Source organism: Rhodococcus sp. RCBS9, assembly GCF_029457415.1.
GTDB classification, from domain to species: Bacteria; Actinomycetota; Actinomycetes; order Mycobacteriales; family Mycobacteriaceae; genus Rhodococcus_F; species Rhodococcus_F qingshengii.
In genome coordinates this window covers 5644818-5666343 of record NZ_CP120422.1, presented here as the reverse complement: position 1 = coordinate 5666343, position 21526 = coordinate 5644818, and the positions used below count along the sequence as shown (strand labels likewise).

The following is a 21526-nucleotide window of genomic DNA, read 5'->3' as shown; positions in this document are numbered from 1 at the left end:
ACTGGACGGATCGTTAAAGGATGTCTGACGGTCCCCACCCTATCAGCCGACAGACCTGATCCCGCCGTGCGAGCAGCGACTCCGACCGGTTGTGTGCAGACACACAACGCGCTCGGTGACACTCGCACGGCGGTGGTGGAACAAAACTTGCTACTCGGTACCCGAATCCGATTCCTGCGCGCGCTGGGAGGTCGCGGCCGCAGCCGATCGAACCTGCGGCGCAACGAGAACGACCTGGCCGAGGATTCCGTTGACGAATCCCGGAGAGTCGTCCGTCGAGAGCTGCTTCGCGAGTTCGACGGCCTCGTCCACGGCGACAACCGGCGGAACGTCCGTCGCGTGGAAGAGCTCCCACACGGCGATACGCAGAATCGCACGGTCGACGGCGGGCAGACGCTCGAGCGTCCAGTCCTGCAGATGCGAGGAGATGACCTGATCGATCCGGTCCAGATTCTCCGCAACGCCGGACACCAACGTGACGGTGTAGGCCGCTACGGGTGCTACCGCGTCGTCCTTGACGGACAGATCGGAACGCTCCGACGCCAGTGCGACCGGATCGAGGTCACGTGCCTCGGCTTCGAAGAGGAAGTCGACGGCACGCTTGCGCGCCTTGTGGCGTGCACCGAGTTTCTTATGTGTGCCGGACACTCAGGAATTCACACGCCCGAGGTAGTTGCCGTCACGAGAATCGACCTTGAGCTTGTCACCGGTGTTGATGAAGAGCGGGACGTTGATCTCGGCACCGGTCTCGAGGGTCGCAGGCTTGGTGCCGCCGGTGGAGCGGTCGCCCTGCAGGCCCGGATCGGTGTGCTTGACGACGAGCTCGACGGTGACCGGAAGCTCGACGAAGAGGGGAACGTCTTCGTGGGTCGCGACCTGGACTGCCATGTTCTCGAGCAGGAAACGCGACTGGTCGCCGACGGTGGATTCGCTGATCGACACCTGGTCGTAGGTGTCGCCGTCCATGAAGATGTAGTCGCTGCCGTCGTGGTACAGGTACGTCATGTCACGACGGTCGACCGTGGCGGTCTCGACCTTCACACCGGCGTTGAACGTCTTGTCCACTACCTTGCCCGAGAGCACGTTCTTGAGCTTGGTGCGCACGAAGGCAGGGCCCTTGCCGGGCTTGACGTGCTGGAACTCGATGATCGTCCACAGCTGGCCTTCGATCTGCAGAACCAGACCATTCTTGAAATCACTGGTGGAAGCCACTTGCTTCGCGTCTCCTAGGGGTCGGGAAACCGTCTCAGACGACGGTAAGGTCTTTTGCGGTCAGTGTGAGCAGCTCTGGCCCCTGCTCACGAACAACGAGCGTGTCCTCGATCCGTACACCTCCGCGCCCGGAGAAGTACACGCCCGGCTCGACGGTCACCGCCGCGCCGGAAAGAAGTGTACCGGTGCCGAGCTTGCCGATCCCCGGTGCTTCGTGGATTTCGAGCCCCACACCGTGGCCGAGGCCGTGCAGGAACAACTCGCCGTAGCCTGCATCGTCGATCACCGCACGGGCGACGGCGTCGACTGCCGCACATTCGACACCCGGCGCGAGCGCGTCGCAACCGGCAGCTTGCGAACGCGCGACGAGCTCGTAGATCTCCCGTTGCCAATCGGAAACGGACTCGAGCACGTAGGTCCGTGTCATGTCCGAGTGGTACCCACCGACCTGGGCTCCGAAGTCGAGTTTGACGAAGTCACCCGACGCCAGGATCGCATCGGTCGGTCGGTGATGCGGAATCGCCGAGTTGGCGCCGGCCGCCACGATCGTCTCGAAGGAAATACCGTCCGCCCCGTTGTCGAGCATCAGATTTTCCAGCTCGCGGCCGACCTCTCGTTCCGTTCGGCCAGGTCGCAGGCCACCGCGAGCGATCAACTGCGCCAACGCGACATCGGCTGCGGTGCACGCGGCTCGCAACAACTCCACCTCGTACTCGTCCTTGACCATGCGCAATTGTTCGACGAGTCCGCTCACCGGTTCGAACCGGATCTTCGGCGCTGCTTCGGTCCAAGCCCGATGTTCGGCGAACGTCGCCACATGTGACTCGAACGCAAGAACGGGCGCCGTGGACTTCTCGATCAAGTGCGCAGCACTCGAACGGGCGATTTCGGCCCGAAGGTCCGGCACCTGCTCTGACACCTGCGTCACGTAGCGGCCGTCGGTGCAGATCACCGTCTCACGCTCGTCGGACGCTGAATCCGATGCACTGACGACGAGCGCCGCATTGGAACCGGTGAAACCGGTGAGGTATCTGATGTTGAGGAGATCTGTGACGAGAATCGCGTCGAGTTCGCGCTCCGAGAGGAGGCGTCTGAGGGATTCACGGCGTGTTCTGAAGTCGACCGGCATCCCTCGAACCTACCGCCCGCGCAGACCTGCCGATCAACTCGAAACTCGCGGTTACAGCAATAAGTGTGGGTTAGGCCACAAGGTGTAATGGGTTCTAGTTAGGCTGTACCCATGAATGCGTGGTTGGTACGTGGCCTCGGCATGGCCCTGATACATGTTGTGTTTCGTGCGTTGCTCGGTGCAGCGATCGCACAGTGGCCACTTCAGGGGTCCACCCTGCGCTGGCTGTCCCTGTTGATCGTCATCGTCTTCGCCGCGATCTGGGGTGGTATCGACGGCATTCGTGACCGCCGGAACTTCCCCGAACCCGAGGACGGCGCCGATCTGACCATGCTGTGGCTCAAGGCCGCATTGGTCGGCGGGTTCGTCTCCGGCGCTGCCAGCTGGGCACTCAGCCTCGTCCCCTCCCTCGAACTGACCCAGCAGGGCTTGTTCTTCGAGGTGACCTCCGGTGCGGCGTTCACGATCCTTCTCATCTTCGTCCCCGCCATGATCGCCATCACTGTCGGACGCTTCTTCGTCAGCCGTGAACAGCGCAAGAACGGAACAGCTCCGCAGACCCCGTCCCACGAGCGTCACCACGAACCGGTGCCCGTCAGCGAGGGCTACGACTCCCCCACCGAGCAGCACGCATACAGCGGAGCCGCCATGTCCGTCGAGGAATCCGACGCCGATACCGCGGTCTTCCCGGCGATCGATCTGGGCAAGCGCGAGCAGTAACGCCCGCCGTCCACACAACCGAATGCGGCCCCGAGGATATTCTCCTCGGGGCCGCATTCGTGTGACTGTTTTTTCGACTTGCCTCGTTCAGCCTCGCTCGGCGAGGAACCTGATCGCCAGCGGATACGCGGCGACGCCGAGTCCGACGATCACTCCGGTCGCAATCGGACTCAGGTAGGAGTGGTGCCGAAACTCTTCTCGCGCATGAACGTTCGAGATGTGTACCTCGACGAGACCTGCGGTCAGTTCGGCGCATGCATCTCGCAGGACCACCGACGTGTGCGTCAAGCCACCGGCATTGAGGATCACCGGTTCCCCCGCGTCCGCCGCGTCGTGGATCCAACCGAGCAGATCGCCTTCGTGATCGCTCTGACGGACGATCACCTCGACACCGAGCTCCTTGCCTGCCGCGACGCACAATTCGATCAGATCGTCGTGTGTGGTCGCGCCGTAGACCTCGGGCTGACGCTTACCCAGACGCCCCAGATTGGGTCCGTTGACGACGTTGATCCTCACAGCAGGACCGTTCCGCCGGCCGGCCGCGCATCGCGGGCAATCGCGGAGTACGCCGCAACCAGCAGACTCGGATCCGGCCCCTCGAGGCGACCCGGCTTGGCCAGTCCGTCGAGGACCACGAAACGCAGCAGCCCGGCACGGTTCTTCTTGTCGGTCTGCATTCCCTTCATCAGATCGCCGAACGCATCACCGTCGTACGACGTCGGCAGCCCGACGAGATCGAGGATCGACTTGTGACGATCCGCGGTGGCGTCGTCGAGTCGGCCCGCGAGCCGTCCGAGTTCGGCAGCGAAGACCAGGCCGACGGAGACAGCGGCACCGTGGCGCCACTTGTAGCGCTCACGACGTTCGATCGCGTGGCCGAGGGTGTGGCCGTAGTTGAGGATTTCGCGCAGATCCGACTCGCGCAGGTCCGCGGCCACGACCTTGGCCTTGACCTCTACGGAGCGCCGAATCAACTCGGGCAGAACAGTTCCCGACGGATCGAGAGCTGCCTTGGGATCGGCTTCGATGAGATCCAGGATCACCGGGTCGGCGATGAATCCGGTCTTGATGACCTCGGCCATACCTGCAACGATCTCGTTGTGCGGCACAGTCTCGAGCGTCGCGAGATCGATGAACACCGCTCCCGGTTCGTGGAACGAACCGACGAGGTTCTTGCCCGCTTCGGTGTTGATACCGGTCTTGCCGCCCACTGCTGCGTCGACCATCGCGAGCAAGGTGGTGGGGACGTGAACTACCTTGACACCGCGCATCCACGTAGCCGCGACGAAGCCGGTGAGGTCGGTCGCCGCTCCCCCGCCCAAGCTCATGATCGCGTCGCTGCGAGTCAGGCCGATCCGGCCGAGCACGTCCCAGCAGAAGCCCGCGACAGCAAGATCCTTGCCGTCCTCGGCATCGGGGATCTCGATACGGTGGGCGTCGATTCCCTTCTCCGCCAACGCAGCCCGTACGGCCTCCGCGGTCTCTGCCAGCGGCGGCTGATGGAAGATCGCGACAGTGCGCGCGCCGTCGAACTCGGCAACGAGATCACCGAGCAGGCCGCGGCCGATCACGACCGGGTAAGGACTTGCGGTCTTCACCTCTACACGTACGGGTTCGGTCACTGCTCCACTACTCCGCTCCGGTTGTTCATTTGTCTTGAAGTTTCGACACCAGTTGCCCGACGACACGCGCCGGACTTCGGCCGTCGGTCCGAATCCGAATCGTGGCCGAACGCCGGTACAGCGGACGACGACGCCTCATCAACTCCTGGTACTTGACCTTGGGATCTCCGCCGGCCAGCAGCGGGCGATGATTGTTCGCCCCCGTGCGGCGAAGCCCTTCGGCGACACTGATCTCGAGGTAGATGACCGTGTGCCCCTGGAGCAGTTCGCGCGTGCGATCGGAGAGGATCGCACCACCGCCGAGCGAGACGATTCCGTCGGTGGACTGCAATGCTTCGCGAACCACCGATTCCTCGATTTCACGAAACCGAGGCTCTCCGTCATGGGTGAAGATCTCCGGGATCGTCCTACCCGTGGTCCGTTCGATCTCGGCGTCGGTATCGACCAACTCGAGTTCGAGTGCCTGCGCGAGACGTCGACCGATGGTCGATTTGCCGGCACCGGGCGGACCGATGAGTACAGCCTTCGGCTTCATCGATACGTGAGTCCTATCGAGGCGGTCGGGCTGCGATGCCCTCGGCGTAACGACGGTAGTTGGCAGTGGTTTCAGCAATGGAATCACCACCGAACTTTTCGAGTGCGGCCTGAGCCACCACGAGCGCGACCATCGACTCGGCGACGACGCCGGCGGCCGGAACCGCGCACACGTCGCTGCGCTGGTGGATGGCAACCGCTTCCTCGCCGCTCTCCATGTCGACCGTCGCCAGAGCGCGCGGAACCGTCGAGATCGGCTTCATCGCGGCGCGAACTCGAAGAGCCTCACCATTGGTCATGCCACCTTCGATACCGCCTGCGCGGTTCGTGGAGCGCACGATGCCGTCCGGGCCCGGGCGGATTTCGTCGTGAGCTTCGCTGCCACGACGGCGCGCGGTCTCGAAGCCGTCGCCGACCTCGACACCCTTGATGGCCTGAATTCCCATGAGAGCAGCAGCAAGTCGTGAATCGAGACGCTCGGCGCCGCTGACGAAAGTGCCGAGTCCGACCGGCAGGCCGTGGATGACGACCTCCACGACGCCACCGAGGGTGTCGCCGTCCTTCTTCGCCGATTCGATTTCGGCGATCATCGACTCTTCTGCAGCCTTGTCGAATGCGCGGACCGGGCTCGCGTCGATCGCGTCGAGATCCTTGCCCTCCGGCACGGGTCCGACGTACGGCTCGGAAGCACCGATGGAAATAACGTGTGAAACGACCTCGGCACCGAATACCTGACGCAGGAAGGACCGTGCGACGGTTCCAGCGGCCACGCGGGCTGCGGTCTCGCGAGCGCTGGCGCGCTCGAGGACGGGACGCGCATCGTTGAAGCCGTACTTGAGCATGCCGCTGTAATCGGCGTGTCCGGGACGCGGGCGCGTCAACGGGGCATTGCGAGCCTGATCGGCGAGCAGGTCCGGGTCGACCGGGTCGGCGGACATGATGGTTTCCCACTTGGGCCACTCGGTGTTGCCGATCTCGATGGCCACGGGGCCACCGAGCGTAAATCCGTGGCGGACACCGCCGATGATGGTGACCTTGTCGGCCTCGAACTTCATCCGTGCGCCACGGCCGTAACCGAGTCGACGACGGGCAAGTTCCGACGAGATGGCCTCAGAGGTCACTTCGACCCCCGCGACCATGCCCTCGAGCATCGCGACGAGGGCGGGACCATGGGATTCTCCGGCAGTTATCCAACGCAGCACGCCGACCATCTTTCCACGTCGCAGACCTCAGTTGTCACAGTGGTCCTCCCGGTGAACACAGATGGCCCACACGCACGAGGCGTGTGGGCCATCTCAGAGGTACCTGTGGGTCTAGAACAGGCGGAATCCTCCACCGTTTGCGTTGATGTCAGCCAAACCGATGTTGATGTCCGCCGAGTTGTCGGGAGCGTGGAACGGCGGCGGAAGCGGCTCGAAGCAGTACGGCGGGTAGCCGTTGCTGATCAAGCCCACCAGGCGGTCACCGACGACGAGCGGTCCACCGGAATCACCGGGAATCGAGCACGTGTGCTCGACGATCTCACCGTAGACGGAGTCGTAACCCCAGGTGATACCGCACGTGTTGCCGGTCGAACGGCCTTCCTTGCACACGATCGTGCCCGGGGCCGGCGGGGCGCCGATTCCGTTGATCGTCGTGCCGCCGACGGTACGCAGCGGAGCTACCTTGGCGTCGTCGAGATCGATCACGGCGATGTCCGAGACCGGACTCGAGTAAGAGAACCGACCGATGGGTCCGGCCTCGGGCAGGTACTCGGCGAACACCCGGTCCCCGACAACTCCGCAGTGTCCGGCGGTGAGTGCCACGAGAGAACCGGCGTTGTCGTAGCCGACCGCGGTCAACGTGCATGCTGCAACTCGGTCAGGATCGGAGTGATCCACGTCCGGCAGCAGGATTCCTGAGCCCCCGCCCAGTGCCACCGATGAAGGTGCAGGCGCGGCGCCGGCGACGCCCGCTCCTGCAGCCACAGCCGCCAAACAGGCTGCCGCAGCGACGAAAAGCCTTGTGCGCATAGGTTCCCCCGATAATCGAGTGCGAAACGAGATTCGTTTTGTCCCATTTCCGAAACCTCAGTGAACGTCAGGGTGTGGACATTCGGCAAGTCCGACTCGCCGCATACTGGGACCGCGCGCTGGCAATACCCGCATTTATGAAACCGACGGTTACGTCTTTCCTGCAGTTCACCGTCCGTCGTTGAACGGTCAATAACGCCAGACTTCTCGCGGATGTTGCACTCGTCACGTCAGCCAGGCAAACGCAATCGAACCGCAGGCTGCCAGGCACATCGAGGGTCCGTGCGCAATGGGCGAATTGTGGGCTACCGGCCCTCGTCTTCGCAGTTCCAGCGCGGTGCCCAGCGTTGCGGTGAGCACCGAGGCAGACACCAACGACCACAGCCAGGCGTCCGCTCCCACCAATCCGGTCACGGCGCCCAGAGGAAGCGAGAGCTTCACATCGCCGACGCCCATGGAACCAGGCGACATCACGTGCGCCAGGAGGTGGATTCCGGCGAGCAGTGCCGACCCCACCACCGCCACCCACACCGTTCCCGACACCGTCGCGTAGACCATCACGACGGCGTAGCCCGGCAGCGTGAAACTGTTGGGCAGCCGACGCACAGCCAGGTCGACAGTCGAGATCGCGACGCACCACCACACCACGGCGAGACCGGAAAATAACTGCACCACCGAGGTATTCAGCGCACCGACGACAACCCAGCCTGTTGCGACGGCGCACTGCGGCACACAACAGAAAGTCACGACTGGTCGATAACCGTGTCGCCGCAACCAATTGTCGACGATCGCCCGAGCTCCGAAGCCAGCGACTACCCCCGAGCCTGCCAAGACCATCAACGTCCACATGGTTTCGAGCTTGGCGTCTGCCGTTCGCCAGCGGCAGACTACGAATCGTCTTGTGGACTACCTCGACACTGTGAACAGACCTAAGCGATAGCGGCTGCCATCGCCTCTCGCGGAGCGGGCTTGCCCGTGAACTGCTCTACCTGCCCGAAGGCCTGATTGAGCAACATCTCGAGGCCACCGATCACCGTGCCACCGGCCGCCTCGACAACCGAAGCAAGTGGCGTCGGCCAGGGGTTGTAGATCGCGTCGAGGACAAATCGCGCCTTCCCCAATTGCTGGGCAAAGGGCGCTGCCGCTTCCGCGGGAACGGTACTGACCAAGACCGAGGATTCGGCACAGATCCCGCCTAGCCGTGCGTCGTCGAAGGCGACCAGATCAATGTCCAACCCGACAGCACCGCCGCATTCGATGGCACCGGATGCGCGCCCCGGATCACGCGCGACCACGGTGACTGTCCGAACTCCCATGTCGGCCAACGCGACCAATGCCGGCCGCGCGGTGCCGCCCGCGCCGACAACTACCGCCGAAGTGCCGCTGAGATCGCCGACACCGCCGGCGATCAACGCACCGCTGACTCCGTCGACGTCCGTGCAGTCGGCACGCCAACCGCCGTCGATGCGAACCAGGGTGTTGGCCGAGCCGATGGTCACCGCTCGCGGTGTGCGTTCGGTGGCATATTCGAGTGCTGCGATCTTGCCCGGCATCGTCACCGAGAGGCCGATCCATTCGGGGCCGAGTGAGTCGACGAGGGCAGGCAACTGCTCGCCGGTGCATTCGATCCGCTCGTAGGTCCAATCGCTCAGCCCCAAAGCCGCGTACGCCGCAAGATGCAGCAACGGGGACTTCGAGTGAGCGATCGGGCTTCCGAGAACTGCCGCCTTACGGGGCGTCGCGAGCGAAGTCGCGGTACTACCGTCCACTGTCGAGAATCCCACTTTGCTGTGCCAGTTCGATGTTGGCCAAATGCTCCTCGTAGCTCTTGGTGAAGAGCGTCTGGCCTTCCTTGTTGATCGTGACGAAGTACAACCAGTCACCGGCCGCCGGCGATTCCACGGCCTTCAGTGCGTCGATGCTCGGCGAAGCGATGGGCGTTGCAGGCAGACCCGGCATTGCGTACGTGTTCCACGGCGTGACGCGCTCACGGTCGGCATCCGTGGTTGCGACCTCGGTGGTGTCGAGTGAATAGTTGACCGTGGAGTCGAACTGCAGAGGCTGATCGACTGCGAGTCGGTTGACGATCACCCGCGCGACCTTGGCCATGTCAGCGGGCAACGCCTCACGCTCGACCAGCGACGCTGCCACCAACAACTGGTACGGAGACATTCCGACCCCGCTGCCGGCTGTCAGAATTCCCGTGGCCTCGTACTTGGCGGCGCTACCCTCGACCAACGACCGCAGGATCTCGGTCGGTGTCGCAGTGGGATCGAAATCCCAACTGCTGGCGGCGATCAGGCCTTCGAGCTGACGGTCCTTGTCCGGCACGCTCTTGACCGACGACATCGCCCATTCGGGCACGCCGAGCGAAGCCAGATCGGAAGATGCTCCCGCAGTGTTCAATTCGTCTGTCGAGACACATTTCTGAGCGGAAACCGGGCCGACACAACTCGCCTCGGAAATGAGGTTGTAGATGCCCTTCTTGAGCGAGCCGGTCTGCGCGTCCGAACTGTCGTGCAGCTGACGCCCTTCGGCGATGACAACACTGCCGACTCGGGAGTCCGGGGCAACCAAGGTGTCGAGTGCGCTCGCGGCGCTACTCTGCACCGGCACCTGGTAGAAGCCGGGTTGCACCTTCTGGATCTCAGACGGATTGGCGATCGCCGCGTTGTAGAAAGCAGCGGAACTCGCGACGACGTTCTTCGCCTCGAGCGTCGCACCGATCTCCGATGCAGTTTCTCCACTGTTGATCTGGATGACCACGGGTGCGCCGCCGGGGCCGGCAAAATCCTCCGCGGTCTTGTTGCGATCCATGTACCAGAGAGCGCCGTATGCACCGACACCGAGGACTGCGATCACCAACACCAGCAGGGCGAGAACGCCGACCTTCTTGCCACGCTTGGCGCGCTTGTTGCGCGCTTCGCGTTGCTTGCGTGCCTCGGCTCGCGACATATGCGGCGGATCGATGTTCTGCGGCAGTGCACGCATGACCATGGTCTCGTCGTTGTCGAAGTCGAACGAACTGGTGGGCCGGCTTCCGCCGCCCTCATCCCACCGCGCGTTCACAGATCGCCCTCCAGTGCAGCGTCCTTCGACGACTCCCCTGGTTTCACAGCTCTACTCCGCTCGTCCAGCCAGCCTTGCAGGATTTCCACCGCCGCAGCCTGATCGATCATCGGTCGCTGGCCGCGTGCCTTGACTCCACTTTCGCGGAGATTGCGCGCAGCCGTGACGGTCGTCAGTCGTTCGTCGGACAGTCTCACCGGGATCGGTTCGACGGCCCGCTGCAGTCGTTTGGCGAATGCAGTCGCGATACCGGCGGCTTTACCTTGCTCACCGCGCAGCGTCTGTGGCAGTCCGACGATAACCTCAACGGCCTCGTATTCGGACACGATGGCGATAATGCGCCGGATATCCGGCGCGTCGGGCCCACGCTCCTTCGAGCGTGGAACCGTTTCCACCGGTGTCGCGAGGATGCCGTCGGGGTCGCTGGACGCGACGCCGATGCGAACACTGCCCACGTCGATGGCGATGCGCCGCCCGCGACCAGGGTCGTCGATGCCGGGGCGATCGGGACCCTGCTGCGTAGCCATCACCGTCAGCTGCCGCCCGCCAGCTCTCCGACTCTGTCCCGGATCGCATCGAGCGCCGCCGGGATTCCTGCGGAGTCCGAACCCGAACCCTGGGCCATGTCGGGCTTTCCGCCGCCGCGGCCGCCGATCTTGGGACCGAACGACGCGACCAGCTCACCGGCCTTCACACCGAGACCTTGAGCTGCCTTGCTCGAGGCGACCACGAACGGAACCTTGCCGTCGACGTCACCGAGCAGAGCTACGACGGCAGGTTCGGAGCCGAGGCGACCCTTGATGTCCGTGACGAGGCTGCGCAGGTCGTTTCCGCCGACTCCGGCGGGAGCAGGCTCGGCGATGACGAGGACACTGCCGATGCGCTTGGCCTTGGCGACGTACTCGCCTGCTGACGCCAGCACTGCCTTGGCCTTTGTCTGTTCGAGTTCCTTCTCGGCCACCTTGAGTCGCTCGACGAGCGCCTCGACGCGGGCGGGCACCTCTTCCGAAGGAACCTTCAGCGAGGAGGAGAGTCCGGCCAGGAGCGCGCGTTCCTTGGCGAGGTAGCGGTAGGAGTCCAAACCGACGTACGCCTCGACGCGTCGGATTCCGGAGCCGACCGACTGTTCACCGAGCAGCGTTACCTGACCGATCTGTGCGGAGCTTCCGACGTGAGTGCCACCGCACAGTTCCATCGAGAACGGGCCGCCGATTTCGACGACACGAACCTCGTCGCCGTAGTTCTCACCGAAGAGTGCCATCGCACCCATCGCCTTGGCCTTGTCGAGATCCGTGACAAATGTGTTGACCGCGTAGTTCGACGCCACGGCTTCGTTGGTGAGTGCCTCGATGTCCTGCTTCTGGGAGTCGGACAGCGCGCCCTGCCAGGAGAAGTCGAAGCGGAGGTAACCCGGCTTGTTGAGCGAGCCTGCCTGCACCGCGTTGGGGCCGAGCACCTGACGCAGCGCCGCGTGCACCATGTGGGTACCGGAGTGCCCCTGGGTTGCACCCTTGCGCCACTCGGCGTCGACGTGCGCGAGCACGACGTCGCCCTCGGTGATCTCGCCCTTCTGCACCGTCACCTTGTGCGTCCAGACCTTCTTGGCGATCTTCTGTACGTCGTTGACCTTGGCTTCGAGGCCCGGCGCGGTGAGCGAACCGATGTCGGCGATCTGTCCACCGGACTCTGCGTAGAGCGGGCTGCGGTCGAGGATGACCTCGACGTCCTGACCGGCCTTCGCGACCGGGACACGGACGCCGTCGACGATCAGTGCGAGGACGTGAGCCTCGGAGACCAGCTCGTCGAAACCGGTGAACTCGGTGGCGCCTCGGTCGAGCAGTTCCTTGTAGACCGTGAGGTCGGCGTGGGCGTGCTTACGAGCCTGAGCGTCGTCCTTGGCGCGCTTGCGCTGCTCGGCCATGAGCGTGCGGAAGCCGTCCTCGTCCACGGTGAGACCGGCCTCGGACGCCATCTCGAGCGTGAGATCGATCGGGAAGCCGTAGGTGTCGTGCAGTGCAAATGCCTGATCGCCGGCGATGACCGACTTTCCGGACGACTTGACCGTCTCGGCAGCATTCTCGAACAGAGCAGAACCCGAAGCCAGCGTCTTGAGGAACGCGGTCTCCTCGCCGACGGCGACGTTCTCGATGCGCGTGAAGTCGGTTTCCAAAACCGGGTACGACGGCGCCATCGTGTCGCGGACGACGACCATGAACTCGCGCATGGTGGGCTGCTCGCTGCCGAGCAGTTTGGCCGAACGCACGATGCGACGCAGCAACCGGCGCAGGACGTAGCCGCGGCCGTAGTTGCCGGGGTTCACACCGTCGGCGATCAACATCGCTGCGGTGCGTGCGTGGTCGGCGATGACGCGGAAACGGACGTCTGAAGTGTGGTCGGTCCCGTAGACACTGCCGGTCAGTTCGGCGGCCTTGTCGATGACGGGGCGGAGAAGATCTGTCTCGTAGACGTTTTCGACGCCCTGCAGGAGGAACGCAACGCGCTCGACGCCCATGCCGGTGTCGATGTTCTTCTTCGGCAACGGTCCGAGGATCGGGTAGTCGCCCTTGTTGGTGCCCTCGCCGCGCTCGTTCTGCATGAACACGAGGTTCCAGATCTCGATGTAGCGATCCTCGTCGGCTTCGGGGCCACCCTCGACGCCGTATTCGGCGCCGCGGTCGTAGAAGATCTCCGAGCAGGGGCCGCACGGCCCGGGAATGCCCATGGACCAGTAGTTGTCCTTCATGCCGCGGCGCTGGATGCGCTCTTCGGGCACTCCTACCTCGTCGCGCCAGATCGAGAATGCTTCGTCGTCGTCGAGGTAGACGGTGGCCCACAGGCGCGTGGGATCGATGCCGTATCCGCCGTCCTCGACCGAACCTGTCAGCAACTGCCAGGCGTGGGAGATGGCTTCCTTCTTGAAGTAGTCACCGAAGGAGAAGTTGCCCGCCATCTGGAAGAAGGTGTTGTGGCGGGTGGTGATGCCGACCTCTTCGATGTCCAGGGTGCGGACGCACTTCTGCACGGACGTCGCCCGTGAGTAGGACGGCGTCTGCTGCCCGAGGAAGAACGGCACGAACGGAACCATGCCCGCGTTGACGAACAGAAGGTTCGGGTCGTCGAGAATCAGCGAGGCGCTGGGCACCTCGGTGTGGCCGGCCTTGACGAAGTGGTCGAGGAATCGCCTGCGGATCTCGTGGGTTTGCACTAACCGGTCCTTACCTTCAAGAGCGTCGAGCTATGGGTGTCCAGACTAACGCGTCGGCCGGTGGAACCTGGCAGGCGTCAGCCACGAACTATTCGGCGAAGTTTGCTCACCCGATCGGCGATCTCCCGCTCGTTGCCGTGCGCGGTGGGCTGGTAATAGTCGACACCCACCAGATCGTCCGGTGGATACTGTTGCCGCAGAACACCATCACGTGTGTCGTGCGGGTACTTGTATCCGACTGCGTTGCCCAATTGCTCGGCGCCCTTGTAGTGCCCGTCACGCAGGTGCGGCGGTACCAGTCCGGATTTTCCGGCGGCCACGTCGGCCATGGCCGCGCCGAGTGCGGCGATGACCGCACCCGATTTGGGAGCCGTCGCCAGATGAATGGTGGCCTGTGCCAGCGCCAGACGAGCCTCCGGCATACCGATCAGCTGCACTGCCTGCGCCGCGGCGGTGGCAGTCTGCAGCGCCATCGGATCAGCCATGCCGATGTCTTCGCTGGCGTGAACCACCAGACGCCGTGCGATGAAGCGAGGGTCTTCGCCCGCGGTCAGCATCCGTGCGAGGTAGTGCAGGGCGGCGTCGACGTCTGATCCACGAATGCTCTTGATGAATGCACTGATGACGTCGTAGTGCTGATCTCCGGCACGGTCGTACCGAACCGCGGCCTTGTCGACACTGGCCTCGACGGTCGCGAGGTCGAGCACCACCGGGCCCGAAGCGTCACCTGCGGTGTCCAGTGCAGCCCCGGCGGCAGCCTCGAGTGCCGTCAGGGCTCGGCGGGCGTCGCCGGCCGCCAGACGAACGAGGTGTTCCATCGCGTCGTCGTCGATCGTGATCGCTCCGCCGAACCCGCGTTCGTCGGCGACAGCGCGCTCGAGCAGTTCCTGGACATCCGCAGCGGTGAGCGATTGCAGTTGCAGGACCAACGAGCGCGACAACAGAGCGGAGACGACCGAGAACGACGGGTTCTCGGTGGTCGCGCCGACCAAGAGCACGATGCGGTTCTCGACCGCGGCGAGCAAGGCGTCCTGCTGGGTCTTGGAGAAGCGATGAACTTCGTCGATGAACAAGACGGTTTGTTCGCCGTTCAGCAGGCGGCGGCGCGCGAGTTCGATGACACCGCGGACTTCTTTGACTCCGGCGGACAGAGCCGACAGAGCCTCGAACCGGCGGCCGGTAGCACCCGAGATCAACGATGCGAGCGTGGTCTTGCCGGTGCCGGGAGGTCCGTACAGAAGTACCGATGCGGCGCCGGACCCCTCGACCATTCTGCGGAGTGGCGCGCCGGGCCCGAGTAAGTGCTGTTGACCGACAACTTCACCAAGAGTGAGCGGACGCATGCGGACAGCCAGAGGAGCTCCGGGCGGCACCGAGGACAGGGCGCGCTCGGCTACAGACACGACATCTGGTTCGTCGACGATCGCGGATTCCTCCGGAGTTGCCTCGAACAGGCCGTCTTCCGCCACCACGCCGTCTTTCGCCCCCACACTGTCTTCCGCTTGCCAATCGCTCACGAATCGACGCTACTAGAGACCACCGACGCCCGACACAATCCGCTGTTCCGCCAGCCCTCACCCAGTCGTGAATCCGCATTGGATAGCGTTGTCGCCATGAGCACCTCCGAGATCGCCACCGTCCTCGCGTGGCACGATGCACTCAACTCCCAAGACGTCGACACTCTGCTGCAGTTGTCGAGTGACGACATCGAGGTAGGCGGCCCCAAGGGCGCGAGCCAGGGACTCGCTGCCCTGCGCGAGTGGGCCACCAACGCCGGCATCACGCTCGTCCCCGGAAAGATGTACGTCCACCACGGCGTGGTCGTCGTCGAACAGACCGCAACGTGGGCGGCCGAACCGGACAAGTCCGCGACCCTGGCCTCTGCTTTCCGAGTCGTGGCCGACCAGGTGACGTCGACGTTCCGGCATCCCGATCTGGCGACGGCGCTCGCGGCGACGGACCTGTCCGAGAACGATCTGGTCTCCGACAACTGAGCGGACTCGACCGAGAAAGGGCGCTCGTGCTTCGTGCACGGGCGCCCTTCTGTGTGTGATCGGTCAGGGCCTCAGCTGAACTCGGTCCGCAGCGCCGCCACGACGTCGCGGGCGTGTGCCTCGACGGCGGCGTTGCCGGCGAGCTGAGCCGAGCGTGCGAGCCTGGCCCAGCGTCCGACCAGTGCGTCGGCGCGTGGAATCGAGAGATAATGTTCGCGGACGGCGGCGATACGCGAATGATCCTCGGGCAGGTACAGATAGGTACTGAGCCAGACCCAGATGAGTTGGGCCTCGACAATCCGGCGGCCCAATTCGGCCTCGTCGGCCAGGGCGGGCCACATCCCCACGACCTCGGCCCGCCAGGCATCGACCATCGCCGACGCCCGCTCTTCGGTCAGGTCGATGTTGCACAGGCAACCGGGGAAAGACACCAACGCGTAGGTGATGTCGAGGAGGGCATCGCGGTAGCCACCCCACTCGTAGTCGAGGAACTGCACGCCGTCGTCGTTGACGATGATGTTGTCGGGGCACAGGTCCGACGGACTGAAGGCACGGAACCGGCCACCGCTGAACAGTGTCTGCGCATGCTGAACCTGCTCGAGAATGTCCGAACTCACATCGATGCCGAGACTTTCCACCAGCATCGCGGGAACACCGGCCACGGCACGTCCCACCTGATCCGCAACTTCATCGGAGCAATGGGCAACCTCGGCTCGACGCAGCAGTGCGGTGAAGTCGTCCTCCCGGCCGACGGTCGCGGCGTGCATGCGTCCCATTGCCTGAGCCATGGCCATCAACGTGTAAGTGACGGTGTCCGGGTCGGAGTCTTCGAGTCGGACGCTGATTGCGGTGGCGTCGCCGAGATCACTCAGGATCAGGAGGCGAGCATCGAGGTCGGACGCCAACAGTTCGGCGCCGGGGCGTGCGTCCTTGGCAAGCGCGTTGGCGAACTGATACGACACCGCTTCACGAAGGAATGCGGTCTCGACGTCGAAGTCACCTTCGGACGCGGCCGGGAGCGCAATCGCTGTTTTGGTAGCTCCCTGGAAGTTGTCGCGGACCTGCTTGATCACCAAAGTTCGGGGCAGGGAGAACGGGTTCTCGGCGACACGAACGCGCAGCACGACGGTGCGGCCACTCCCCCCGAGATCTACGGGATCCACCAGGGTTACGGGTGCCCCTGTGCGGCGTGTCAGCAACTGCTCAGCAGCTGCGACGACTTCGGAAACGGGGTCTGCCAGTAATGCGGTCATCACCGACCAACTTACCCGTTAGTGACTCCGATCATGCCCAGCTCGTCCGCTCGCAGCGGAGAATTCAAGGCCTCACAGCAACAGAAATTGCCGACTACCTGCGGCGATGACAAAAGTCCCCAATCGCCACACCGGCACACAGTTCTCTCGAGAATTTTGCTGTCGGTGAGCAGAACTCCGAACCTGCGACGTCATGGAGTTTTGTCCTCGTCGACAAATCGAGAAATGCCTTTCAACGCTGCTTCGAATTCCTCGTCGGCCCGGGTTCTGAGCCAGAGAACAAGCACGCAGGCAGTGACGATCCCGAGCAGGTTGACAGCCAGTTGCAGAGACGACAACCCGGCGATCCGCCATTCTCCGTTTGCTGCCGCAACCACCGCGAAACCGGCGGCAGGAACCGTGGTGACAGAGATGAACACCCCGACCAAGGCAGCGGACTTCGACGAGACGAGTGCCAGCATCCCAGCCGCACCGGCAAGAAGCGCGACGACAAACGAAATGGGCCCGACCTTGTATACGAAATCGACCTCGTGGAGTGACTCGAGACTGACGACGTCCATCCATCCGAAGAACTTCACCACGAACGTTGCGGCAAGCGTCACGCCCATCGCGATGGGGAATCCGACGGCAAGCGCGAGAATCGAACGCCGACGCAACCGTCGATCCCGCCGTACGAGTGCGACTGCCAAAGCAGCCAGCGGACCGAACTCCGGACCGACGACCATGGCGCCGACGATCGTGATCTGAGAGTCGGTCACGACGCCGATCGCGGCCAGCAGACACGCAATGGTCAGGAACGCGACGAACAATCCGTTGAGAGTCGACTCTTCGCGAGTGCGGGACAGCAATTCCTCCCACACGACGGAATCCGCGGGATCACCAGGCACGTCACGCTCGGCTTTGCGCGCCGCCGCCGACAACACCGTCTCAACCGGTACGAGCGTCATTCCGCCGTCCTCGGCGACGCCGAGTTCGTTCAGGGCATCGACGACGTCGTTTGCCGCCTCACGGGCGACGTCGGCCTCCACCATGTCGCCGGCAGGATGAACCGCGACGTCGCGCATCACGACGATGTGTGTCGCGCCCCGCTGCGACGCGAGCGCACCGAGAACTTGCTCGGTGCGCTCGGTCGGGCAGATCACCCGCAAATGCAGCATGGCGATCCGGTGTCGGCTCTACTTGGCTTCGCCGGTGTCGCCTTCGGACTTCTTGTCCTCTGACTTTTTCTCGGGCTTCGCGTCGATGCCCGATTCCTTGCGCTGCTGAGCCGAGATCGGTGCCGGAGCATCCGTCAGCGGGTCGACGCCGCCGCCGGACTTCGGGAACGCGATGACCTCACGGATGGAATCCATGCCGGCGAGGAGCGCGGTGATGCGGTCCCAGCCGAATGCGATTCCGCCGTGCGGCGGCGCACCGAAGGCGAAGGCGTCGAGGAGGAAGCCGAACTGCTCCTGCGCCTCGTCCTCGGAGATACCCATCACCTTGAACACTCGTTCCTGAATGTCCTTGCGGTGGATACGAATACTGCCGCCGCCGATCTCGTTGCCGTTGCAGACGATGTCGTACGCGTAGGCGAGAGCGGAATCCGGATCGGTGTCGAACGTGTCGAAGAACTCCGGCTTCGGCGACGTGAACGCGTGGTGCACGGCGGTCCACGCGGAGTGGCCGAGAGCGACGTCACCGGATGCAGTGGCGTCGGCGGTCGGCTCGAACATCGGAGCGTCGACGATCCACACGAAGGCCCACGCGTCAGGATCGATGAGGTCCTTCTTGCGGGCGATCTCACCACGGGCAGCGCCGAGGAGGGCGCGCATCGGCTTCGTTGCACCAGCTGCGAAGAAGACGCAGTCTCCCGGCTGAGCTCCGACGTGGGCGGCCAGGCCCTCACGCTCGGCGTCGGTCAGGTTCTTGGCAACAGGTCCACCGAGAGTGCCGTCTTCACCGACCAACACGTACGCCAGACCCTTGGCCCCACGCTGCTTGGCCCATTCCTGCCAGGCGTCGAGTTGCTTGCGCGGCTGGCTTGCACCGCCGGGCATCACAACGGCGCCGACGTACTCCGCCTGGAACACGCGGAACGTCGTGTCCTTGAAGAAGTCCATGCACTCGACGAGTTCGATGTCGAAACGCAGGTCCGGCTTGTCGCTGCCGTAACGACGCATTGCCTCGGTGTAGGTCATGCGGTCGATCGGCGTCTTGATCTCGTGGCCGACGAGCTTCCAGAGCGCCGTGAGGATTTCCTCGGCGAGCAGGATGATGTCGTCCTGGTTGACGAAAGCCATCTCGATGTCGAGCTGAGTGAACTCGGGCTGGCGATCGGCGCGGAAATCCTCGTCGCGGTAGCAACGTGCGATCTGGTAGTAGCGCTCGATGCCGCCGACCATGAGGAGCTGCTTGAACAGCTGCGGGCTCTGCGGCAGTGCGTAGAAGCTACCGGGCTGAAGGCGCGACGGCACCAGGAAGTCACGGGCACCCTCGGGCGTCGAGCGCGTGAGCGTCGGAGTCTCGACCTCGACGAACTCGTGATGCGCGAGAACGCCGCGCGCTGCAGCACTTACCTTGGAGCGCAAGCGAATTGCGGAGCCGGGGCCTTCACGACGCAGGTCGAGGTAGCGGTACTTGAGGCGCGCTTCTTCGCCGACCTGATCGTCGAGCTGGAACGGCAGCGGTGCGCTTTCGTTGAGAACCTCGAGTTCTGTGGCGTTGACCTCGATCGCTCCGGTGGGGATCTCGAAGTTCTGGTTGCCCTCGGGGCGAACCTCGACCGTTCCGGTCACGCGAACGCAGTATTCCGCGCGCAGACGGTGCGCCTGCTCGGCCACGTCACCTGCCCGGAAAACTACCTGCGCAACTCCGGATGCATCACGGAGATCGATGAAGATCACTCCGCCGTGATCACGACGCCTGGCTACCCAACCGGTGAGCGTTACGGTCTGCTCTGCCTGCTCGGGTCGCAATGAACCGGCGAGATGTGTGCGCAGCACGGGATTCCTTTCGAACTACTTCCAATAACCGACGACCGACTACTTTGCCTGCGATCCTACGGAGCGAACTGCACAGAGCGGAAACGCGGACCCGCATCGCATGCGAAGCTATCTCCAGAAGTGACGGCAAGCACTTGTTCACGACAGCAGAAAGCGGACATAGATGACCTTCAACGAGGGGGCCCGCGGCGAAGCGGGACGCGTTCAGGTTCAAGGCGGCGGGGGTGGCGGTGGCCGCGGCGGCAAAATCGCGATCGGCGGTGGCGCGGGCGGCATCATCGTTCTGATCCTGGCGCTGTTGTTCGGCGGTGACCCCGGCTCATTACTGGGCACGTCCACCGAGACTTCGAGTTCGTCGACCGGACTGTCGTCGGTCGACGAGTGCACCGGCGCTCAGGCCAACGCCGATGTGAACTGCCGAGTAACGCTGACCGTCGGAAGCCTCGACGACGTTTGGGAACAGCAGTTGGTGAAGCAGACCGGCACGGCGTACGTGCGTCCCGAAGTTGTCTTGTTCAGCGGTTCGGTCAACACCGGTTGCGGCCAGGCGTCGAGTGACGTCGGTCCGTTCTACTGCCCGGCGGACCAAACGGCGTACTTCGACACGAGTTTCTTCCAACTACTCGTCGACCGTTTCGGTTCCAGCGCCGGACCGCTCGCACAGGAGTACGTGGTCGCGCACGAGTTCGGACATCACATCCAGAATCAGCTCGGCGACATCGGCCGCGCGCAGGCCGACCCGCAGGGTGAGCAGTCGGGTGCGGTTCGCACCGAACTCCAGGCCGATTGCTACGCCGGCGTCTGGGCACATTTTGCGGACACGATTCCCGACGAAGCGACCGGTCAACCATTCCTGAAGCCCTTGTCCGAGAGCGATATTCGAGACGCCCTCTCGGCGGCGTCATCGGTGGGCGACGACCGCATCCAGAAGTCCACGACCGGTCGGGTCAACCCCGAAGGCTGGACACACGGCTCCTCCGCACAGCGGCAGGCGTGGTTCAAGACCGGATACCAGACCGGCCAGATTTCGTCGTGTGACACGTACTCGGCGCGGGATCTGAACAACCCGCCCGACCTCAAGCGATAGCGAACCTCCGAAACCATCCCACCGACAATTTTTTCTGTCTTGACAGATTCAGTTGTCGGTGGGATGGTTTTCTCATGTTGGACGTAGCAGTCATCGATCGCCCCGGAGCTGCCGAGGCGTCGCTCGATCCGATTCGGCAACGGATTCTGGCCGAATTGGCGGTGCCGGGATCGGCATCCTCGCTGGCGCCCCGGATCGGGCTGACACGCCAGAAGGTGAACTATCACCTGCGCACTCTCGAAGACCACGGACTTGTCGAGCTCGTCGAGGAACGCAAGCGAGGCAACATGACCGAGCGAATCATGCAGGCCAGTGCCGCGTCGTACGTCATATCCCCTGCCGCCATGTCGGCGCTCGCCCCGGACCCGGGCCGGTTCCCCGATCAACTCTCGGCGCGCTGGCTCGTCAGTCTCGCAGCGCGGATCGTCCGAGAGGTCGGCGAACTGATCGCCGGAGCAACTGCAGCCGGAAAACCGTTGGCGTCCTTTGCCATCGACAGCGACATCACCTTTGCCACGGCGGCCGACCGTGCCGCCTTCGCCGGCGAACTCGGCGAGTCGATCAACTCACTCGTCGCCAAGTATCACGACGGCAATTCCGAAGGCGGACGCAAACACCGCCTCGTTGTCGCCCTGCATCCCAGCCTCACCACACCCCAAACCATCACAACCCAAGCGATCGACGCGCCCGAAACGGAGAAGTAGC

The 21526-nt window shown here is 64.0% G+C and carries 21 protein-coding genes; 4 read left to right on the top strand and 17 right to left on the bottom strand.

Going from position 1 to position 21526, the window contains the following annotated elements; translation table 11 throughout:
* Positions 1–150: 150 nt before the first annotated feature.
* The 3 genes from nusB to P0M12_RS26680 are packed head-to-tail and all read right to left on the bottom strand — an operon-like array spanning position 151 to position 2341.
* Complete coding sequence (nusB, locus tag P0M12_RS26690) at positions 151–648, bottom strand: transcription antitermination factor NusB (RefSeq protein WP_007728014.1); 498 nt, start codon at positions 646–648, stop codon at positions 151–153.
* Positions 649–1212, bottom strand: a complete 564-nt coding sequence (gene efp, locus P0M12_RS26685) for an elongation factor P (protein ID WP_003944958.1) — start codon at positions 1210–1212, stop codon at positions 649–651.
* Positions 1213–1246: 34 nt separating this feature from the next.
* On the bottom strand, positions 1247–2341 hold the full coding sequence (locus P0M12_RS26680) for a Xaa-Pro peptidase family protein (RefSeq protein WP_003944812.1): 1095 nt from the start codon (positions 2339–2341) through the stop codon (positions 1247–1249).
* Positions 2342–2452: 111 nt separating this feature from the next.
* On the opposite strand from P0M12_RS26680, the gene P0M12_RS26675 reads away from it, so the two are divergent.
* A complete protein-coding gene (locus P0M12_RS26675; protein WP_042919837.1) occupies positions 2453–3061 on the top strand; it encodes a B-4DMT family transporter in 609 nt (202 codons plus the stop codon).
* A gap of 87 nt (positions 3062–3148) precedes the next feature.
* On the opposite strand, the gene aroQ is transcribed toward P0M12_RS26675, so the two are convergent.
* From aroQ to P0M12_RS26620, 11 genes are all read right to left on the bottom strand, one after another.
* Entirely contained in the window at positions 3149–3577 is a 429-nt protein-coding gene (gene aroQ, locus P0M12_RS26670) for a type II 3-dehydroquinate dehydratase (protein WP_003944916.1), read from the bottom strand.
* Positions 3574–4683 (bottom strand): 3-dehydroquinate synthase, encoded by a 1110-nt coding sequence (gene aroB, locus P0M12_RS26665; RefSeq protein WP_003944873.1) that lies wholly within the window; start codon positions 4681–4683, stop codon positions 3574–3576. The genes aroQ and aroB overlap by 4 nt, the downstream gene beginning before the upstream one ends.
* Positions 4684–4708: 25 nt before the next feature.
* Positions 4709–5218 (bottom strand): shikimate kinase, encoded by a 510-nt coding sequence (locus P0M12_RS26660; protein ID WP_003944778.1) that lies wholly within the window; start codon positions 5216–5218, stop codon positions 4709–4711.
* A gap of 13 nt (positions 5219–5231) precedes the next feature.
* A complete protein-coding gene (gene aroC, locus P0M12_RS26655) occupies positions 5232–6419 on the bottom strand; it encodes a chorismate synthase (RefSeq protein WP_003944974.1) in 1188 nt (395 codons plus the stop codon).
* A gap of 111 nt (positions 6420–6530) precedes the next feature.
* On the bottom strand, positions 6531–7229 hold the full coding sequence (locus P0M12_RS26650) for a S1 family peptidase (RefSeq protein WP_007728030.1): 699 nt from the start codon (positions 7227–7229) through the stop codon (positions 6531–6533).
* Positions 7230–7454: 225 nt separating this feature from the next.
* Positions 7455–7961, bottom strand: coding sequence for an A24 family peptidase (locus P0M12_RS26645; RefSeq protein ID WP_261943840.1), 507 nt, complete (start codon positions 7959–7961; stop codon positions 7455–7457).
* A gap of 197 nt (positions 7962–8158) precedes the next feature.
* Positions 8159–8998, bottom strand: a complete 840-nt coding sequence (locus P0M12_RS26640; protein WP_047270380.1) for a shikimate dehydrogenase — start codon at positions 8996–8998, stop codon at positions 8159–8161.
* Positions 8988–10298: an endolytic transglycosylase MltG gene (gene mltG / locus P0M12_RS26635; RefSeq protein WP_042445689.1), complete on the bottom strand. Its 1311-nt coding sequence runs from the start codon at positions 10296–10298 to the stop codon at positions 8988–8990. Before mltG ends, P0M12_RS26640 begins: the two co-directional genes overlap by 11 nt.
* Positions 10295–10828, bottom strand: a complete 534-nt coding sequence (gene ruvX / locus P0M12_RS26630) for a Holliday junction resolvase RuvX (RefSeq protein WP_156519475.1) — start codon at positions 10826–10828, stop codon at positions 10295–10297. The genes mltG and ruvX overlap by 4 nt, the downstream gene beginning before the upstream one ends.
* Positions 10829–10830: 2 nt before the next feature.
* On the bottom strand, positions 10831–13503 hold the full coding sequence (gene alaS, locus P0M12_RS26625; protein ID WP_030536427.1) for an alanine--tRNA ligase: 2673 nt from the start codon (positions 13501–13503) through the stop codon (positions 10831–10833).
* Between the two features lie 77 nt (positions 13504–13580).
* The gene (locus tag P0M12_RS26620; protein WP_223304671.1) at positions 13581–14906 is read right to left on the bottom strand and encodes a replication-associated recombination protein A; all 1326 of its coding nucleotides are present in this window, start codon (positions 14904–14906) and stop codon (positions 13581–13583) included.
* Positions 14907–15116: 210 nt separating this feature from the next.
* Between P0M12_RS26620 and P0M12_RS26615 the strand changes: the two genes are divergently transcribed.
* Positions 15117–15497, top strand: a complete 381-nt coding sequence (locus tag P0M12_RS26615; protein ID WP_003944973.1) for a nuclear transport factor 2 family protein — start codon at positions 15117–15119, stop codon at positions 15495–15497.
* Positions 15498–15568: 71 nt separating this feature from the next.
* Here P0M12_RS26615 and P0M12_RS26610 read toward each other — a convergent pair whose 3' ends face one another.
* From P0M12_RS26610 to aspS, 3 genes are all read right to left on the bottom strand, one after another.
* Positions 15569–16750, bottom strand: a complete 1182-nt coding sequence (locus P0M12_RS26610) for a kinase (protein WP_047270379.1) — start codon at positions 16748–16750, stop codon at positions 15569–15571.
* Positions 16751–16941: 191 nt separating this feature from the next.
* A complete protein-coding gene (locus P0M12_RS26605; protein ID WP_007728045.1) occupies positions 16942–17907 on the bottom strand; it encodes a DUF389 domain-containing protein in 966 nt (321 codons plus the stop codon).
* 18 nt (positions 17908–17925) lie between these two features.
* Positions 17926–19734, bottom strand: a complete 1809-nt coding sequence (gene aspS / locus P0M12_RS26600) for an aspartate--tRNA ligase (protein WP_050656336.1) — start codon at positions 19732–19734, stop codon at positions 17926–17928.
* Positions 19735–19897: 163 nt separating this feature from the next.
* On the opposite strand from aspS, the gene P0M12_RS26595 reads away from it, so the two are divergent.
* Positions 19898–20821: a neutral zinc metallopeptidase gene (locus P0M12_RS26595; RefSeq protein ID WP_042448761.1), complete on the top strand. Its 924-nt coding sequence runs from the start codon at positions 19898–19900 to the stop codon at positions 20819–20821.
* 74 nt (positions 20822–20895) lie between these two features.
* Complete coding sequence (locus P0M12_RS26590; protein ID WP_007728048.1) at positions 20896–21525, top strand: helix-turn-helix domain-containing protein; 630 nt, start codon at positions 20896–20898, stop codon at positions 21523–21525.
* The last annotated feature ends 1 nt before the right edge of the window (position 21526 follow it).

Coding starts and splice junctions, on each gene's coding strand:
- P0M12_RS26680 (WP_003944812.1), bottom strand. CDS start 2,341: ATGCCGGTCGACTTCAGAACACGCCGTGAATCCCTCAGACGCCTCCTC.
- P0M12_RS26675 (WP_042919837.1), top strand. CDS start 2,453: ATGAATGCGTGGTTGGTACGTGGCCTCGGCATGGCCCTGATACATGTT.
- P0M12_RS26660 (WP_003944778.1), bottom strand. CDS start 5,218: ATGAAGCCGAAGGCTGTACTCATCGGTCCGCCCGGTGCCGGCAAATCG.
- P0M12_RS26650 (WP_007728030.1), bottom strand. CDS start 7,229: ATGCGCACAAGGCTTTTCGTCGCTGCGGCAGCCTGTTTGGCGGCTGTG.
- P0M12_RS26615 (WP_003944973.1), top strand. CDS start 15,117: ATGAGCACCTCCGAGATCGCCACCGTCCTCGCGTGGCACGATGCACTC.
- P0M12_RS26610 (WP_047270379.1), bottom strand. CDS start 16,750: ATGACCGCATTACTGGCAGACCCCGTTTCCGAAGTCGTCGCAGCTGCT.
- P0M12_RS26605 (WP_007728045.1), bottom strand. CDS start 17,907: ATGCTGCATTTGCGGGTGATCTGCCCGACCGAGCGCACCGAGCAAGTT.
- P0M12_RS26595 (WP_042448761.1), top strand. CDS start 19,898: ATGACCTTCAACGAGGGGGCCCGCGGCGAAGCGGGACGCGTTCAGGTT.
- P0M12_RS26590 (WP_007728048.1), top strand. CDS start 20,896: ATGTTGGACGTAGCAGTCATCGATCGCCCCGGAGCTGCCGAGGCGTCG.